Source organism: Streptomyces sp. SAT1 (assembly GCF_001654495.1).
GTDB classification, from domain to species: Bacteria; Actinomycetota; Actinomycetes; order Streptomycetales; family Streptomycetaceae; genus Streptomyces; species Streptomyces andamanensis.
In genome coordinates this window covers 3,071,913-3,088,705 of record NZ_CP015849.1, presented here as the reverse complement: position 1 = coordinate 3,088,705, position 16,793 = coordinate 3,071,913, and the positions used below count along the sequence as shown (strand labels likewise).

The following is a 16,793-nucleotide window of genomic DNA, read 5'->3' as shown; positions in this document are numbered from 1 at the left end:
CGCCCGCATGGGCACGACAAGAAAGCGGAAGGTCAAGACGGAGTAAAAAGGTTCGGCTTGCTGACCTTGGTTCACCTATATGAACACTCATGGGTGGTGGCGCGATGCCCCGGAGGAGGCCGGTCCGGGCATGGCGAAGCCCCCTCGGCAAGGACGGCGGACCGGCCGAGAGGGCTTCTGTGGGCGGCGCTCACGGGGCTGCCGTGCGCGCCTGCTGTGCGCTCTTCAGTTGTGGTGCGGTGTGCCGGGTGAGGAACGGGAGGGCCCCGGCGGAGGTCCCTGCCTCAGGACTTGAGGTCCCTGCCTCAGGACTTGACCGACGCCACGAAGGAGTTCCACGCGTCGGCGCGGAAGCCGAGCGCCGGGCCCCCGGGGACCTTGGAGTCCCGGACCGCCATGGCCGCGACGACCGGTGACTTGACCTCGACGCACGCGCCGTTGCCCGTGGAGTACGAGGACTTGGTCCACTTCGCCGTGGCACCCTGACGAATTGCCATTTCTGCTCCGGATTGCGAGTGAGGGGTTGAATGGCTGACACCGCACGACGCGTTCGGGGAACCCACAGCGCGGTCTGCGCCAACGGTGTTGCTCGATGGCGTGATCGACGCTACTCGCCGGGCTCGCCGGGTGAAGGAGCCGTTCACTCGACCGGATGGCATATTCCAACAGCTCTTCCGTCTACGGCTGTTGACGGTGTACCGTGCCCGCCTCTCAGCGTGCGTAGTCCTTCGCGACCTTCTCGATGAACTCCCGCGACTGCTCCACGTTGAGGGCCTGCGCGCGCAGGTGCTCGTACATCACGCTGTACTTCTGCACGTCGTTGGCCTTCTCCAGATACAGGTCGCTGGTCACGCCCTCGATGTAGACCACGCTGGAGTCCGCCGTGTCCGGGAACTCCAGGATGGCGTACTGGCCGTTCAGACCCGGATGCGCGCCCATCCCGAAGGGGATCACCTGCACGGTCACGTGCGGCAGCCGCGACTGCTCGACCAGGTGCTCCAACTGTTCCCGCATCAGCGCCGGACCGCCGACGACCCGGCGCAGCGCGGCCTCGTCCAGGACCGTCCACAGCCGCAGCGGGTTCTCGGCGGCCGCGATGCGCTCCTGTCTGCGCATCCGCACCTGGACGCGCTTCTCGATGTCCGCGGGCGTCGTCTCCGGCAGCGCGCCGGCGATCAGCGCCTCCGCGTACTGGCGGGTCTGGAGCAGCCCCGGGACCACCTGCGGGTCGTACACCCGCAGACTCGCCGCGTCGGTCTCCAGGCCGATGTACACGCTGTACGGGATGTCGCCGAAGGAGTGCCACCAGCCCTGCTGGCGCGAGTCCTTGGCCATCTGCATCAGCGAGTCGACGATCCGGTGGTCCTCGACCTCGTAGACCCCGCACAGATCGCGGACGTCGCGCTGGCTGATGCTGCGCCGTCCGTTCTCCAGACGGCTGATCTTCGACTGCGACACGAGCAGTCGTTCCGCCACCTCTTCCGCCGTCATGCCCTTGAGCTCACGGAGCCTGCGCAGCTCCTGGCCCAGCCGGCGCCGCCTGACGGTGGGATTGACATTGGACGCCACGGGACGCGCACCTCCGGCTGCATGCCTCTACTTTGCGTATCTGCTGCTGAGCAGATTGCCACCAAGAGGCTTGCCGCCGCTGGGAAACGCCGGATATGCGGCGTCCGCAAGCCGGTTCGGGGGCCCTGGTGAGCGGCCGGGCGGGGCGCCGGAACCCCGGGGCGGACCCCCGGGTTCCGTCACCCCGCCCGGACCAGCGGCTCCCGAACCGGGTCTGGGGACTGCGCTGGGGCGTGTGCGGCGTGTGCGGTGCGCACGGCCCGCACGGTCGTACGACCTGTACGGCGTGCGCGTGGTGCGGTGGTTCTGCGGCGCGGTGGTGCGTCGGTTCTGCGGTGGTGCGTCGGTTCCGCGGTGGTGCGGTGGTGTGTTGGTTCTGCGGTTCCGCGGTGGTGCGGTGCTTCTAGGGTGCGCCGTGGTGCCTTCGCGGTGGGGCGGCTGCCGCGCCGCCGCGGCGGATCAGTGCGCCACCGCGCGCATCATGGCCCCGGCGCCGTGCTGCGGCTGCATCGGAACGCCGCGGGCCGGTTCCGGAGCGGACCTGCCGCCCGCGGTGGCCTGCCTGGCGACCGGTGCCTGGCCGCGGCGGGGCTGGGCCGCCGCGCCGTTCTGCACGTCCATCACGGCGTGTGCGACGAGACCCCCCATGGGGTCGTGCCGGATCAGATCGCGCAGCCGGGACCGGGACGAACGCCCCTCGTTGCCCGGATACAGGTGCTTGCCGAGGCCGACCGCGTGGGCCAGCGCCGCGAGCGCCGCGGTCCGCGGGTCCGGCGGTACGCCGGTGCGGATCGCGGAGTCGAGCCGGGCCTTGATCTCCCGGCTGATCGCGTTGTCCGTCGCCTGGTAGCGAGTCGTCGGCAGCACCCCGCACATCTGGCCGGCCACGGCATGCACCATGCCGCACCGCTCCAGGTGCGAGAGATAGGTCTGGCGGAGCCCGAGACGCGGCCCGCCGATCCAGTGGACGGCCCGTACCGGAGCGCCGCGCCTCCGCAGCAACTCCAACGCGCAGTCCAGTGTCGGATCTCCTGTCGGCCGTGGCACCACCACGGCGATACGATCCCCGTCTGGGGCTATCCGTCCGGCCAGCGCCAGCTCCACTAGCTGTGCCCCGGCCAGACCCAGGTCGAGCGACTGCGGCTGCGCAGTGGTACCCGTGGTCGGGTCCAGTGCCAGCAGCAGAAGCTCCTCCGGAAGTGTTCTGCGGCTCCTGCCCATCCATGCCTCCCCGCGTGGATGTACGACAGGGTGACCCCTCTCACATTGGTCTGTCGAGAGTGCGTGACCGCTTCGTAGTGGAACCAGTAGGTATGTCGTTCTCGTCTTCCCCGTGGGTTTGGTCCGCACACAGGACACTGGTACATGGTTCGGACAGCGGTACGACCGGGTGGTACAGGCGGTGGTACCTCCGCTGGTACGGCCGGCCGGTACGGCTGTGTGCGGGTGGCGGTTCACGGTTCGGTAGCGGCACGCGGGGCGTGCGGCACATGAGGAGGCATCGGTGGCGGGCGAGTCCCCCGACAGGTCGAAGCAGCGCGAGTCGTCGGCAGAACCGACGTCGGGGAGCGCGGGCCCGGTTCCCGGGGCCAGGAGCGAGACGCGGGATCCCCGCGACCCGCGCCTCGCGCTGAGCGGGGAGTCCGGTGCGTCCGGTGCGGCGGCCGGTGAAGCGTCCGGTACATCCGGTGCGTCCGGCAGGTCCGGTACGTCTACGTCGGAGAGCCGCGGTGGCGTGGACACGGCCACGCGGGTGTTCTCGGTGCGGGATCTGGTGACGGAGTCGGACTCGGAGACGGATCCGAAGCCGGATCCGAAGCCGGAGCCGGAGACGGAGGACGATCCGGCGGAAGCGCCGGAGGCGGGCGAGGGCGGCGGCAGGAGCGGCGCCGCCGAGGACGCCAAGCAGTCGGAGGAGCCGGCGGCGGAGGAAGCCCGGGACGCCCGGGACGCCGAGGACGGCGAGAAGCCCGCGACGGACGCGAAGGCGGACGCCGGGACGGCCGACGCCCCCGAGCCCGCGGCGAAGGCGAAGGCGAAGACCGCCGAGCCCAAGGACCCTGAGACCGAGACTCCGGGGTCCGAGGCCCCGAAGGCCGGCGTCGACGCCGAGACCGAAGCCTCCGAAGCCGAAGCCGAGCCCGCCGTCGACCGGCCCACCGCCGTCTTCAAGAAGCCCAGGCCCGCCGTCGACCAGCCCACCACCATGCTGAAGCTGGGCGGCGCGGCGAAGGATGCGGCGAAGGGCGGCGCGAAGGCCGCCCCGAAGCCCGGCGAGGGCAAGGGCAGCGCCAAGCCCGCCCCGAAGCCCGCGGAGTCCGAGGCCGAGCGCACCAGCAAGTTCGTCGCGCTCAAGCCCCTGGACGCCCCCAAGCCGGAGTCCGCCGCCCCGGCCGTGCCGAAGGCGGAGCCCACCGCGCCGACCGCGCGCACCACGCCCGCCGCCCGGCCCGGCTTCGAGCGGACCACCCAGCAGCCGCTGCCGCCCAAGCCCCCGCTGGACCTGCTGGCGGAGCTGACGAACACTCCGCCGCCGCCGGAGACCCCGCTGCGCACGACGATGCGCCGGGTGAAGATCTGGACCCCGCTGGTCCTGCTGCTCCTGGTCGTCTTTGCGGTCGTACAGGCTCTGCGCCCGCTTCCGGCGCCCGCCCTCGCCCTCACCGCGAAGGACACCTACGCCTTCGACGGCGGCACGCTGTCCCTGCCGTGGCCGGACGAGGGCCAGGGCTGGATGGACGTGCAGGGCGTCGGCGCGATGGGGCGGTTCGGCGCCCAGAAGCCGGTGGCCATCGGGTCGGTCGCCAAGACCATGACGTCGTACATCATCCTGCGCGACCACCCGCTCAAGGTGGGCCAGGAAGGTCCGAAGATCAAGATCGACCCGCAGGCGGAGAAGGAGGGCGGCTACGACAAGACCGGGGACGAGTCCACCCTCAACACGGTCAAGGCCGGCCAGACGCTCACCGAGAAGCAGGCGCTGTCCGCCGTCATGATCCCGTCCGCGAACAACATCGCGCGGCTGCTGGCGCGCTGGGACGCGGGTTCCGAGGCGGCGTTCGTCAAGAAGATGAACGACACCGCCAAGGAACTGGGCATGAGCAACACGACGTACACGGACCCCTCCGGTCTGAAGGAGACCACCGTCTCCACCGCCGAGGACCAGGTGAAGCTCGGCAACCAGGTCGTGCAGAACCCGGCGCTGGTGGCCATCACCAGCGCGGCCAGCTGGACGGACCCGTCCGGCAAGAACTGGCCCAACTGGAACGAGCTGCCGTACCGCATGGGCGCGATCGGCATCAAGACCGGCAGCACCACCGCGGCCGGCGGCAACCTGCTCTTCGCCGCCCGCAAGAAGACCGGCGGGGAGACGGTCACCGTCGTCGGCGCGATCCTGGGGCAGCGCAAGAACCCGATCCTGACGACCGTCAACCAGGTCAGCAAGACGGCCCTGGAGGCCGCCAAGAAGGCCCTGACCTCCGCGAAGATCCTCAAGAAGGGCGATGTCGTCGGGTACGTGGACGACAAGCTCGGCGGCCACACCCCCGTGGTGGTCACCGAGGACGTCACCGCGGTCGGCTGGGCCGGTTCGCGGGTGAAGCTGTCCTTCGCCGCCGACCAGGTGCCCCACTCGGCGAAGGCCGGGACCAAGGTCGGCACGCTCACCGTGGGCGAGGGCGGTGCGGGCGGCGCGATCAAGGTGCCGGTCGCCCTCCGCCAGGACCTCGGCGAGCCGGACTTCCTGGCCAAGCTGACCCGGATCAGCTGACCGGTGCGGGCCCGAACCCGGGCCCGCACCAGCGGTCCGCGCACCCCGTCGGGGAGCCCCACCCGGGGCGCTCCCCGGCGGGGTGCGTGCTAGCGTCACGAATCGGGCACGTCACCGGTCGTGGGACGAGGCCGCGAACAGAGGACGGGACACGGGGAGTGCCTTCAGGTGGCCACAGCGGAGCCGACACGCGCCGACGACGCCGATCCGGGCCCGGGAGCAGGCCCGCGAATAGGTTCGCGCGCCACTGACACGGAGCGCGACCGGACGCGGGCGGACGGTGACACGGCGCGGGCCGGCGGGGACGAACTCGCCTGGGCGGCCCGGTGGCCGCGCGCCCGAGGTGCCGTCCTGGCGCTGCGCGAGCGGATGCTCCGGCATCCCGTCCTCTCGATCACCGTGCTGGCCGGTGTGCTGCACATCGTCTGGTTCTTCACCTTCGCCAACAGCGGCGGCGACCTCGCCGCGCAGGACGCGTGGGCCGAGTTCGTCGGCCGCCACCCGGACTCGGCGTACAACCTCGCCTGGTACGGCGGGATGCACGCGGTCTCCTACAGCATGGTGTCGCCGTATCTGATGTCCCTGCTCGGCGTCCGTACGACGATGATGATCGCGGGCACGGTCTCCGCGGGCCTGCTCACCCTGATACTCCTGCGCAGCCGCGTGGTCAGGAACCCGCTGTGGGCGGCGCTGGCCGGGGTGTTCGGACTGCTGTGCAACGCGCTGTCGGGCCGGGTGACCTTCGGCCTGGGCACGATGTTCGCGCTGGGCGCGGTCGCCGCCGTCTTCTGCTGGCCGTACCGCTGGCGCCGCAAGCGCTGGGCGAAGGCCCTGGTCGCGGCGCCGCTGGCCGCGCTCGCCACCATGGGCTCCCCGGTGGCGGGCCTGTTCGTGGGCCTGGTGGCGGTCGCCCTCTTCCTCCAGAAGCGCCGCCCCGGCGCCTGGGCGCTCGGGCTGGCTCCGGCCGTGGTGGTGGCCGTCTCCGCGCTGCTCTTCCCCTTCTCCGGCACCCAGCCGATGGGCTTCGGCTCGGCGTCCCTGCCGCTGCTGTACGCCGTCCTCGCGGCCGTCCTCGTCCCGCGGGAGTGGACGACGGTCCGGATCACCTCCTGGGTGTACGCCCTGTCGGTGGTCGGGGTCTGGGTGATCAGCTCCCAGATCGGCTCCAACATCACCCGCCTGGCGATGCTGTTCGCCGGGGTGGCGCTGGTGGCGGCGCTGCCGTTCACGGTGCCGCGCTCGCGCAAGTGGTACGCGACCGTGCTGGCGCTGACCGGCTTCGTCGTCTGGATCGGCTTCAAGTCGGTGGACGACATCGTGCACACCGCGCCCGCCGCCTCCTGGTCGCGCGAGCTGGCCCCGCTGGTCAACCAGTTGCAGAAGGCCGGCGCGCAGAAGGGCCGGGTCGAGGTCGTCCCGGCCAGCTCGCACCGCGAGGCGTCCGCGCTGGCGCCGTACGTCAACCTCGCCCGCGGCTGGAACCGCCAGGCCGACATGGAGCGCAACCCGCTCTTCTACGACGACACGCTCAACTCGGCCAACTACCACGACTGGCTCCAGCGCTGGGCGGTGCACTACGTGGTGCTGCCCAAGGGCGAGCCGGACGGCGACGGCGGGCAGCGCGAGCGTGCGCTCGTGCAGCGCGGCATGCCCTACCTCAGCCAGGTCTGGGGCGACGCCAACTGGCAGCTGTTCAAGGTCACCGACCCCAAGCCGCTCGCCGAGCCCAACGCCGTCGTCGACCGGGCCGAGCAGGGCGAGCTGACCATCGAGGTGCGCGAGCCCGGCCGGGTCCTCATCCGCATCCCGTACTCGCCCTGGCTGAGCCTGGTCGACGAGCACGGCAAGAGCCTCAAGGCGCCCCAGGAGACGGAGGCGTCCAAGCACCGGACGGAGGGCACGCCGAAGACGTTCGACAACGTCAACGGCTGTCTGGCGGAGACCCCGCAGGACGCCAGGGGCGACAAGTGGACGACCCTGCTCGCCCCGAAGACGGGCACCTACCACCTCGCGGCGCCCTACCGCCTGCCCCGCGGCACCCCGTGCCCGGACGAGCTGAAGCCCGGCAAGTGAGCCGGCCCCCGGCACCGGCCCGGACCCGCTGACCGCCGCGCCCGCCGGGACCGCCACGCCGCTCACCGCGCCCGGCGGTCCCGGCGGGCGCGGCGGCCCGGCGCTCACCTCACCGGATCACCTCACCTCACCGGAAAGGCCACGTCGCACACCGGGTCCTCGGGCCCGGCCGCCTCCCAGTCGGCGAAGTACACCTCGCGGCAGGGCCCGGCGGGCGCCAGCCCCTGCCCGGTGATCCACCGTCCCACGGCGTCGAAGGCGGTCTGGATCTGCGGGTGGGCGACCTGCGCCTTGGTGATCCGGGTGTACGCCAGCCGCCGTACGGGCTCGACGCGCACCGCCGTGTCCCAGGACCGCCCCCGCGCCTCGGCCCAGGCGCGCGCGGCCCGCTCGTCGGCGACCGGGACGCAGCACTCGGCGGGTCCGTCGCTCTCCATGGACACCTCGGCGTGGTAGACTACGAACGGCGGTCCCGCCACCCCGCCACACTCCCGCGCCGCTTCCTCCAGCGGGCCCAGCGACGCCCCGATCCACGCGGGCAGCTCGCCCACCAGCGTGTGCCGGGTCTCGGTGATCACCACCTGCGCGGGCACCTCGACCGTCTCGACCGCGAACTTCCCGTACATGTCCTCGCTCCTCCCGGACAGCCGTCCACGGAGGTAGTCGGCGAGGGTCCGCTGTCCGGCCACCCGGCGCTCGACGTCCGCCCAGTACGCGGTGAGCAGCCCGGCCGCGCCGGGCCCGTCCAGCTCGGCCGCCGCGAGCACCTCGGCCACCCGCGCCAGCGGCATGTCCAGCCGCCGCAGCAGCGCCACCAGCCGGGCCCGCTCCGTCTGCGACGCGCGGTAGTAGCGGTAGCCGCTGGCCTCGTCGACCTGCGCCGGCACCAGCAGACCCAGGCGGTCGTACAGCCGTAGCGCCTTGGCCGACAGCCGGGCCCGCGCGGCGAACGCGCCGATGGTGAGCAGTTCCTCTTCTTCCCCGGCTTCCCCGGCTTCCCCGTCCACCGTGCCATCCTCCGTCACCGGGCGGCCTGTCCGCCCGGTGCCGAGGACGCTGCCCCCTGCCCCAGGGGCAAGGTCAAAGGGCGCTCAGCCGAGCCGCGCCTCGACGGCCGCGACCAGCTCGGGCGCGTCCGGCTCGGTCTGCGGGGAGAACCGGGCGACGACCTCGCCGTCCCGGCCGACGAGGAACTTCTCGAAGTTCCAGCGGATGTCCCCGCTGTGCCCCTCGGCGTCGGCGAAACCGGTCAGCCGCTCGTACAGCGGATGCCGTCCGTCCCCGTTGACCTCGGCCTTCTCGGTCATCGGGAAGGTGACGCCGTACGTCGCCGAGCAGAACGCGGCGATCTCCTCGGCGCTGCCCGGCTCCTGCCCCATGAACTGGTTGCAGGGCACCCCGAGCACGGTGAAGCCCTGCTCCCCGTACCGCTCGTGGAGCTTCTCGAGTCCGGCGTACTGCGGGGTGAGCCCGCACTTGGACGCCACGTTCACGACGAGGACCACGCGTCCCGCGTACTGCGCGAGGTCCGCGTCCCCGCCCTGGAGCGCGCCGATCTCCACACCGAGCGGAGAGGTGGGGGAGAGGGCGCCGTTGCTGTCTGAAGTGGTCATGCGTCGGATGCTAGGCCCTGCCCCCGGAACCCGGCCCGCCCGGTCCCGCCCCACCACACCTTTCCGGCCCCGGCCCCGGCCCCGGCCCGCCACGCCCCGGGGTCCGGTCCGGGTCCGGTCCGGGTCCCGGCCCGCCAGGTCCGGAGTCCGGCTCCCGGCCCGGTGGCGCGCTGGCCCGGCCCGTTCCCGGCCCGTCCCGCCCGGCGGCCCAGTACGTTCAGGCGGACGGCCCCGCCCCTCCCGGCGGCGGCCCGACCGGGACCGCCCCGATCCCGCGGCGGCCCCACCCCTCGCCTCCCGCCTCTTCCACCGGCTACGGGTCCCGCCCGCCCCTGCGGGCTACCGGGCCCCGCCGCTCCCGCCGGGCCACCCGCCCGCCCGTCGTCACGTCCCCGCGCCCGCCCCGGTCCTCCCCGAAGCCGCCTCCACGAGCACCTGGCCCGCCGCCGTGCGCGTGTACAGCACCGACCGGCCCGCCCGGTGGCGCTGGGCCAGCCCGGCGTCCAGCAGCACCCGCAGATGGCGGCCGACGGAGCCCAGCGCCTGCCCGGTCACGGCGGTCAGCTGGGTCGTGCTCAGCGGCGAGCCGAGCAGGACGAGCACCTGCGCCCGGGAGGCGCCCAGCAGCGCGCCGAGGGCGGCGGGCACGGCCGTCCGCCGCTCGGCCGAACCGGCCAGCACACCCGTGCAGGGGTAGACGACGGCGTACCGCAGTCCGGACTCCTCCCAGGACACCCAGCCGCAGTACGGGGTGACGGGCACGAAGAGGAGCTGGGCGCCGGAGATCTCCCGCGGCGGATACTCGTGCAGATTGACCTGGAAGCGGCTCCCGCCCAGCCACCGCGTCCCCGGCCGCAGCCCGTCCAGCACCGCCGCCCAGCCGCCCCGGCCGGCCTGCGCGGTCCGGGCCGCCACGTCGGCCTGGAGGATCCGCCGCCGCCGTTCCCAGGCGGGCCGTACGGTCTCCGTCCAGACGTACTCCAGCAGCCGCGCCGCCCGCTCGGGCAGGTCGTCCCGCTCCAGCAGCTCCGGTACGGGCCCGGCGAGCGCGGTCCGCAGGTGCGCGCGGGCGGCGGCCGGGCAGGTGGCCCGCACCCGCGCCACCTCCTCGGCGAAGGACTCCCCGTCGCGGGGCGTGGGCGTGAGGAAGTCGGCGATCCACTCCCGGCCGAGACCGGCCCGTACCAGCGCGGCGGTGACCGGGTCCCCGGCCAGCAGCGCGCGGTAGCCGGGCAGGTGGACGCGCAGCCAGTCCCGCTCGCCCGGATGCCCACCCGTGTGCCCGGCCGCGCCCTTGTGCAGCAGGATCAGGCTCGCGAACGTCTCGGCCAGCGGTGAGATGAGGAACCGGCTCCCGGCGAGCGTGTCGGCGTTGACCTGCCACCAGCCCACGGAGCCGCCCACCCTCCCCGAGACGTTTCGCACCCGCGCGAAACAATACCGGCCGCCGCCGCACCGCCCCAGACTCCGGCGCATGCGCAACTACCAGGACCTGTTCCGCACCCCGGAGTTCACCCCGCTCTTCCTGTCCACCGCGGCCCAGACCGCCGCCCAGACGATGAGCGGACTGGCCCTGGGCACCCTCGTGTACCGGGCGACCGGGTCCCCGCTGCTGTCGGCGGTCAGCATGTTCGGCCCCTCGCTCGCCCAGGTGCTGGGTGCGACGCTGCTGCTCTCCGGCTCCGACCGGCTGGCCCCGCGCTCGGCCCTGACCGGTGTGACGCTCGTCTTCGCCGCCACCACGGCCGTGCTCGCGCTGCCCGGACTGCCGCTCGGCGCGCTCTTCGCCGTCGTCCTCGTCCAGGGGCTGGTCGCCTCGCTCGGCGGCGGTGTCCGCTGGGGCCTGCTGAACGAGATCCTGCGGAGCGGCGGCGACACCGGCTATCTGCTCGGGCGGTCGCTGTTCAACATGATGGGCGGCCTCCTCCAGATCGTCGGGTACGCGGTGGGCGGCGCCCTGGTCGCCGTGCTGTCCCCGCGCTTCTCGCTGCTGCTGGCCGCCGTCCTCTACGCCGTCGCGTGCCTCGTCGTCCGCCTCGGCCTGAGCCGGCGCCCGCCCCGCGCCACCGGCCGCCCGTCCGTCGCGGCGACCTGGCGCACCAACGCCCTGCTGTGGTCCGACCGCCCGCGCCGCCTGACCTACCTGGGCCTGTGGCTGCCCAACGGCCTCGTCGTCGGCTGCGAGTCGCTGTACGTCTCCTACGCCCCCGACGCGGCCGGGCCGCTCTTCGCCTGCGCGGCGCTGGGCATGCTGGCCGGGGACGCCACGGTCGGCCGGCTGCTGCCGCCCGCCGTGCGCCGCCGCGCGGCCACACCGCTGCTGCTGCTCCTGTCCGCGCCCTATCTGCTCTTCGCGCTGCGCCCGCCGCTGCCGCTGGCCGCCGCCCTGGCCGCGCTCGCCTCCGTCGGTTTCGCCGCCAACCTGGTCCAGCAGGAGCGGCTGATGGCCCTGACCCCGGCCGCGCTCAGCGGCCACGCCCTCGGACTGCACTCGGCGGGCATGCTGACCCTCCAGGGCGTCAGCGCTGCGCTGGCGGGCTCGGTGGCCCAGTTCACCTCACCGGCGGTCGCGATGACGGCCATGGCGGCGGCGTCCGCCGCGGTGACCCTGGCCCTGGCGGCGGCCGCCCGGCGCACCCCGGCGCAGGCGGGCGGCCGCCCCCGCCCGGCCCCGGCACCGTGACCGCCGACTCCCTTCCAGGTGTGCCCTCTTGCGGCCCGCTCGCACGAACCCGGATATACAGGGGTGGGTCGCCGCCCGGCCTCGCGGGATAGAGTCGCCTGATGAGCCGGTCGCGGGGGTGACCGGTGGTGCCTGGCCGCGCGCGGTGTCCTGGGGAGGGGGCCTTCGAGCATGAGTCGTCGCTCTACGGGTTTGGTCGGGGTCTGGGCCGAGGCGCAGCGGCAGCAGCAGCGCCAGCGCGAGGCCGACGACCGGCGCCGCAGGGACCAGGCCCGGCAGGCGCAGGCCTACCAGCGGCGGGCGGCCCAGGACCACCGCCAGTACCGGCAGGCGGAGGCCCGGCGGCGTACCGACGAACTGGACGCGCAGGTCGCCGCGTTGCAGGGCCTGCTCGCCGAGGGCTGCCTCGCCCCCGCCTTCACGGCCGCCTCGCTGCTGCGCGCCGAGGACGTGCGGCCCTTCGCCCCGGGACAGCTCGCCCAGCCCGTCACCATGCCCCAGCCCCACCAGTACCAGGCGCAGGGCGGCTGGACGGCGGGCCGCCGCGCCCAGGCCGAGGCCGACGCCCGCGCCCGCTTCGAGCAGGACTGGTACGCGGCCCAGGCCGCCGAGGCCCGCCGGGTGGAGCAACTGGAGGCGTACCGGCGCGAGTACGACCAGTGGGCCGCCGCCCAGCTGTCCGAGGTGCGCCGTCACAACGCCGGGATCACCGAGGTGACCCAGGGGGTGCGGCGGCGCGACCCGCGCTCCGTGGTCGAGTACTTCTCCGCCGCGCTCTACGCCTCCACGGCCTGGCCCGAGGGCTTCCCCCGGCAGCTCTCGGCGGCGTACGACGCACCGGCGGGCCAGCTCGTACTGGACTGGGAGCTGCCCGGCTACGACATCGTCCCCGCGGTCAGGTCCGTCCGCTACGTCGCCGCGAGCGACGAGGACAAGGAGACCGCCCGGCCCGCGACCCAGTGCCGGACGCTGTACCGGGAGATCGTCGCCCAGTGCATGCTGCTGGTGCTGCACGAACTCTTCGCGGCGGACAGCGAGTTCGGCGCACTGGAGTCGGTGGCGCTGAACGGCTTCGTGGACGCCCACGACCCGGCCACCGGACGCCAGGGCCACATCCCGCTCGCCACCGTCATGGCCCCGCGGCCGGTGTTCGGCGGGCTGCACCTGGCCCAGGTGGACCCGGTCAGCTGTCTGACCGACGCGCTCCGGGGCCAGCTGACCTCCCGGCCCGACCAGCTCACCGCCGTACGGCCGGGCAGACGGCCGGAGGACATCGGCGACCGGGTCGTCACCCACGGCGGCGACGGCGACGACGAACCCGACCTCTACACGATGGACCCGCTCGCATTCGAGTCCCTGGTCGCCGAGTTGTTCCGCGCCATGGGCATGCAGGCCGTGACGACCCAGCGCTCGGGCGACGGCGGCGTGGACGTCGACGCGCTGGACCCCGCACCGATACGCGGCGGCAAGATCGTCGTCCAGGTGAAGCGGTACCGCAACACCGTGCCGCCCACGGCCGTGCGCGACCTGTACGGCACCGTCCAGGACACCGGCGCCAACAAGGGCGTCCTGGTGACCACGTCGAAGTTCGGCCCCGGCTCGCACACCTTCGCGGGCGGCAAGCCGCTGGAACTGGTCTCCGGCACCGAACTCGTCGACCTGCTGCACCGGCACGGCCTGCGCGGCAGGCTCGGCGACCCCCGCGGGAACCCGGCCCCGGCGTCCCGGCCGCCCGCCGCGCCCGCGCCCGGAGCCCCCGCCACGCCCGCCGGCGACCACGACGACTACAACGTCCTGGGCATGTCCTGGTCCGGCGACGTCGCCCTGGACGTGTGCGCCCTGGTCTGCACCGGCAACCGCGTCCTCGACGACGACCACTTCGTCTTCTACAACAACCCGGTCACCCCCGACGGCTCCGTCGGCGCGCTCGCCGCCACACCCCCGGACAAGGCGGCCATCAGGGTCTCCTTCGACGCCCTCCCGGCCCGCTCCGACCGGCTCGTCCTGGTCGCCGCCGTCGACCCGGAGGCCGACCCGCACGCCGACCTCACAGGTTTCACCGACGCCCGCATCCGGCTCCTGGACCCGGCCCTGACCGAGCTGGGCGTCCTGGACGTCTCCGACGGCCGCCCCGGCGAGACCGCCCTCGTCCTGGGCTCCTTCCGCCGCCGCGCCAGCGGCGACTGGGACTTCGTCCTCGGCGGCAAGGGCTACCCGGGCGGCCTGGTCCAGCTGGTCGAGGACCACGGCATCGAGGTCGAGTAGGCGGCCGGGTCCGGCCGCGCACCGCACGGGCGCGGCTCCTGCCGTTCACCCGCCTGGCGGTCCCCCGCTGGTGGAGCGTCCCGCCGCCGCCCACGGTGGACGCATCCGACCGCAGGAGGGCGACACCATGACGGAGCAGCCGGCGACTCCTGGCCGTGAGCCGGGACACCACCGCCCCCAAGACCGCACCGCCGCCCCCGGCTCCCCCGCGGGCCCGGCAGGGACGGCGGGCACCGCAGGGGGAGGCGCCGGTGGCAGCACCGGCGGAGGCGCCGGGGAGGGCCGGCCGAGCGCGTGGGTGGCCGGCGGGACGGTCTTCGCCGGGGTGGTGCTGCTGGTGGGCGGCCTGCTGGACATCCTCAAAGGCATCTCGTCCATCGCGTCCGACACCATCTACACGCGCATCGGCGACTACGTCTACCGCTTCAACCTGACGGCCTGGGGCTGGGTCCTGGTCGTCGTCGGCCTGATCGCCGTGATCACCGGCCTCGGCCTCCTCACCGACGCCCTCTGGGCCCGCGTCCTCGGCGTCTTCATGGCCTGCCTCAGCCTCATCGCCAACTTCCTCTGGCTGCCCTACCAGCCCCTGTGGGCCCTGATCTCCATCGGCCTGGACGCCTGGGTGATCTGGGCCCTGACCGCCCACCGCACACCGCGCGCCCTGTGAGGCGCGGCGCGTGGCGCGGCGAAAGAGGATGCCGGGGCCGGGCGCCCGCCCGCAGGGGGCTGGTGCTCGGCACGGTGCCGGCGTTCACGCCCGCCCGGCTGACCTCCCGCACGTGGCCCCGCGGGCTCCTGGCGGGCGTCGTCGCCGGGGCGCTGTTCCTCGGTGAGGTCGTGGTCGGTGCGGAGGGCGGCATACTGCCGGCGCTCCTGACGGCACTCGGCGTGCCGCTGACCGGCCTGGCGGCCGCCGCGTGCAGCGGGGACATCGCGGGCACGAGCCGCCGGTACGCATGGCTGCACCCGAACCCGGACCCGCTCCCTTCCCGTATGGCGGCGCTACGGAGCCTCACCTGGCGTGCGAGGCTCCGCGCCGTGGTGGACCTGCTGTGGACGTGACGCCGGGGTGCGGGACGGGCCCGCGCCCCGGCGCTCGCGCTACTCGCTGTAGTTCCGGCCGGGCGGCATGCCGGGGATCGGCTTGGCGATGAGCGCGGCCGGGGTGAAGAAGCCGATCTGGGCGATGGCCATGACGAGCATCCACAGCGCCCGGTGGTCGTAGAGGGCCGCCGCCCTGGCGTACAGCTCGTCGGGGACGCGCTCCCCGGACGGGTTCGGCGTGTGCACGGCCTCCACCAGCTCCAGCGCGATCCGCTCGGCGTCGGTGAAGCAGGTGGCGTCCCGCCAGGTCGCCACGGAGGTGATGCGCTCCTCGGACTCCCCGGCCGCACGGAGGGCGCCGGTCTGCCCGACGGTGAAGTACGTACTGCCGACGAGCTGTCCGGCGCGCAGGTGCAGCAGATGGACGGTGGTCTGTGGAACCGGCCCGTCCCGCAGCGTCTTGTTCAGCTCGGCGGCGATCCCGGCCAGCTCCGGTACGAGCGGCAGCGGGTCGGGCATGCGCGACCGGCGCTCACGTGAGGCCGTGGACGGCGAAGAGGCCGTAGGAGATGTGGACATGGGTGGTCCGTCCCTTCGTGGGGTGAGGCTGGGGCGCCGCCCCGGGGGATCGGCGCGGCGTCCTGACGGGCAAGAGATCCCGCCCGCACCCCTGCTGTGACAGCGGGGCGGCTGTGACGTGCATCACCGTCAGTCCGCGTCACGCGGAGCGCCGGCCCGGGATCGTATGCGGGCAGGAGCACACCCGCGACCAGCCGCCGGAACACCGGCCGGAGGGGGAACGAGCCATGACGAGCCCGGCACGACAGCCGAGACCGGACCCGAGGCGCCACCCGGAGCGGCCGGCCGCCGCCCCGGACCCCGCCACCGACGCCTACGTCACCCACCGCAACCTGCTCTTCACGGTCGCCTACGAGATGCTCGGCTCGGCGGCCGACGCCGAGGACGTCCTCCAGGAGACCTGGCTGCGCTGGTCGGCGGTGGACCTCGGCGCCGTCCGCGAGCACCGCTCCTACCTGGTGCGCATCGTCACCCGCCAGGCCCTGAAACGGCTGCGCACCCTCCAGCGGCGCAAGGAGTCCTACGTCGGCCCCTGGCTCCCCGAGCCGCTGCTGACCGCACCCGACGTGGCCGACGACATCGAGCTGGCCGACAGCGTCTCGATGGCGATGCTGCTGGTCCTGGAGACGCTGGGCCCGGCCGAACGTGCGGTCTTCGTGCTGCGCGAGGTGTTCGCCCTCGACTACGACGAGATCGCGGAAGCCGTCGGCAAGACCCCCGCCGCGGTCCGCCAGATCGCCCACCGCGCCCGCTCCCACGTCACCGCCCGCCGCCCCCGCGCCACCCCGTCCCCGGACGAGGCGCAGCGAGCCCTGCGCGCCTTCCAACGCGCCATCACGACGGGCGACTTGCAGGGCCTGGTCGACGTCCTGGCCCCGGACGTCGTCCTCCTGAGCGACGGCGGCGGAATCCGGCAGGCCCTGCCGTACCCCGTGGTGGGCATCGACAACCTGCTCCGCCTCCTGACCACCGGCTGGTCCACCCACCTCGCCGGCCGGTCGGCCGAGCCCCTGCACATCAACGCGGCCCCGGCCCTGCTCGTCCGCCGCGACGACGAGATCGAAGCGGTCCTCTCCCTCCACCTCACCGACGGCCGCATCACCGCCGTCTACAACATCCGCAACCCGGAGAAACTCCGGCGGGTGGAGCGGGAGGCGGGGGTGGGCCGCTGAGACGGGAGCCGGCCGCTCCGGACACC

General features: G+C 73.7%; 14 protein-coding genes. 7 read left to right on the top strand and 7 right to left on the bottom strand.

Translation table 11 applies throughout. The annotated features are described in order from the left end of the window. Window positions 1-305: 305 nt before the first annotated feature. The 3 genes from A8713_RS32200 to A8713_RS13325 all read right to left on the bottom strand — a co-directional run bounded on the left by A8713_RS32200 (window position 306) and on the right by A8713_RS13325 (window position 2,790). Window positions 306-497, bottom strand: coding sequence for a DUF397 domain-containing protein (locus tag A8713_RS32200; protein WP_079158950.1), 192 nt, complete (start codon window positions 495-497; stop codon window positions 306-308). A 214-nt stretch (window positions 498-711) separates the two neighbouring features. Next, complete coding sequence (locus A8713_RS13330; protein WP_064533702.1) at window positions 712-1,569, bottom strand: helix-turn-helix domain-containing protein; 858 nt, start codon at window positions 1,567-1,569, stop codon at window positions 712-714. A gap of 459 nt (window positions 1,570-2,028) precedes the next feature. Continuing rightward, window positions 2,029-2,790, bottom strand: coding sequence for a GOLPH3/VPS74 family protein (locus A8713_RS13325; protein WP_064533701.1), 762 nt, complete (start codon window positions 2,788-2,790; stop codon window positions 2,029-2,031). A 514-nt stretch (window positions 2,791-3,304) separates the two neighbouring features. Between A8713_RS13325 and A8713_RS13320 the strand changes: the two genes are divergently transcribed. Both A8713_RS13320 and A8713_RS13315 read left to right on the top strand, forming a co-directional pair. After that, the gene (locus A8713_RS13320; RefSeq protein WP_079158949.1) at window positions 3,305-5,338 is read left to right on the top strand and encodes a D-alanyl-D-alanine carboxypeptidase; all 2,034 of its coding nucleotides are present in this window, start codon (window positions 3,305-3,307) and stop codon (window positions 5,336-5,338) included. 168 nt (window positions 5,339-5,506) lie between these two features. Further along, a complete protein-coding gene (locus tag A8713_RS13315) occupies window positions 5,507-7,411 on the top strand; it encodes a hypothetical protein (protein WP_064533699.1) in 1,905 nt (634 codons plus the stop codon). 122 nt (window positions 7,412-7,533) lie between these two features. Here A8713_RS13315 and A8713_RS13310 read toward each other — a convergent pair whose 3' ends face one another. The 3 genes from A8713_RS13310 to A8713_RS13300 all read right to left on the bottom strand — a co-directional run bounded on the left by A8713_RS13310 (window position 7,534) and on the right by A8713_RS13300 (window position 10,416). Then, a complete protein-coding gene (locus A8713_RS13310) occupies window positions 7,534-8,436 on the bottom strand; it encodes a MerR family transcriptional regulator (RefSeq protein ID WP_443069716.1) in 903 nt (300 codons plus the stop codon). A 66-nt stretch (window positions 8,437-8,502) separates the two neighbouring features. Next, the gene (locus tag A8713_RS13305; RefSeq protein WP_064533697.1) at window positions 8,503-9,024 is read right to left on the bottom strand and encodes a glutathione peroxidase; all 522 of its coding nucleotides are present in this window, start codon (window positions 9,022-9,024) and stop codon (window positions 8,503-8,505) included. A 384-nt stretch (window positions 9,025-9,408) separates the two neighbouring features. Continuing rightward, window positions 9,409-10,416 (bottom strand): ArsR/SmtB family transcription factor, encoded by a 1,008-nt coding sequence (locus A8713_RS13300; RefSeq protein ID WP_064537490.1) that lies wholly within the window; start codon window positions 10,414-10,416, stop codon window positions 9,409-9,411. Window positions 10,417-10,498: 82 nt separating this feature from the next. Here A8713_RS13300 and A8713_RS13295 point away from each other — a divergent pair, with 82 nt between their 5' ends. From A8713_RS13295 to A8713_RS33085, 4 genes are all read left to right on the top strand, one after another. Further along, complete coding sequence (locus A8713_RS13295) at window positions 10,499-11,707, top strand: hypothetical protein (protein ID WP_064533696.1); 1,209 nt, start codon at window positions 10,499-10,501, stop codon at window positions 11,705-11,707. A 171-nt stretch (window positions 11,708-11,878) separates the two neighbouring features. Next, entirely contained in the window at window positions 11,879-13,972 is a 2,094-nt protein-coding gene (locus tag A8713_RS13290) for a restriction endonuclease (protein WP_064533695.1), read from the top strand. A 127-nt stretch (window positions 13,973-14,099) separates the two neighbouring features. After that, window positions 14,100-14,639: a DUF7144 family membrane protein gene (locus A8713_RS13285; RefSeq protein WP_107440632.1), complete on the top strand. Its 540-nt coding sequence runs from the start codon at window positions 14,100-14,102 to the stop codon at window positions 14,637-14,639. A gap of 62 nt (window positions 14,640-14,701) precedes the next feature. Further along, window positions 14,702-15,034, top strand: a complete 333-nt coding sequence (locus A8713_RS33085) for a hypothetical protein (RefSeq protein WP_064533694.1) — start codon at window positions 14,702-14,704, stop codon at window positions 15,032-15,034. Window positions 15,035-15,073: 39 nt separating this feature from the next. Here A8713_RS33085 and A8713_RS33080 read toward each other — a convergent pair whose 3' ends face one another. Continuing rightward, window positions 15,074-15,535 (bottom strand): carboxymuconolactone decarboxylase family protein, encoded by a 462-nt coding sequence (locus A8713_RS33080; RefSeq protein WP_107440631.1) that lies wholly within the window; start codon window positions 15,533-15,535, stop codon window positions 15,074-15,076. 287 nt (window positions 15,536-15,822) lie between these two features. On the opposite strand from A8713_RS33080, the gene A8713_RS13270 reads away from it, so the two are divergent. Continuing rightward, on the top strand, window positions 15,823-16,767 hold the full coding sequence (locus tag A8713_RS13270; protein WP_064533692.1) for an RNA polymerase sigma-70 factor: 945 nt from the start codon (window positions 15,823-15,825) through the stop codon (window positions 16,765-16,767). Window positions 16,768-16,793 lie beyond the last annotated feature (26 nt).

Coding starts and splice junctions, on each gene's coding strand:
- A8713_RS32200 (WP_079158950.1), bottom strand. CDS start 497: ATGGCAATTCGTCAGGGTGCCACGGCGAAGTGGACCAAGTCCTCGTAC.
- A8713_RS13325 (WP_064533701.1), bottom strand. CDS start 2,790: ATGGGCAGGAGCCGCAGAACACTTCCGGAGGAGCTTCTGCTGCTGGCA.
- A8713_RS13305 (WP_064533697.1), bottom strand. CDS start 9,024: ATGACCACTTCAGACAGCAACGGCGCCCTCTCCCCCACCTCTCCGCTC.
- A8713_RS13295 (WP_064533696.1), top strand. CDS start 10,499: ATGCGCAACTACCAGGACCTGTTCCGCACCCCGGAGTTCACCCCGCTC.
- A8713_RS13290 (WP_064533695.1), top strand. CDS start 11,879: ATGAGTCGTCGCTCTACGGGTTTGGTCGGGGTCTGGGCCGAGGCGCAG.
- A8713_RS13285 (WP_107440632.1), top strand. CDS start 14,100: ATGACGGAGCAGCCGGCGACTCCTGGCCGTGAGCCGGGACACCACCGC.
- A8713_RS33080 (WP_107440631.1), bottom strand. CDS start 15,535: ATGCCCGACCCGCTGCCGCTCGTACCGGAGCTGGCCGGGATCGCCGCC.
- A8713_RS13270 (WP_064533692.1), top strand. CDS start 15,823: ATGACGAGCCCGGCACGACAGCCGAGACCGGACCCGAGGCGCCACCCG.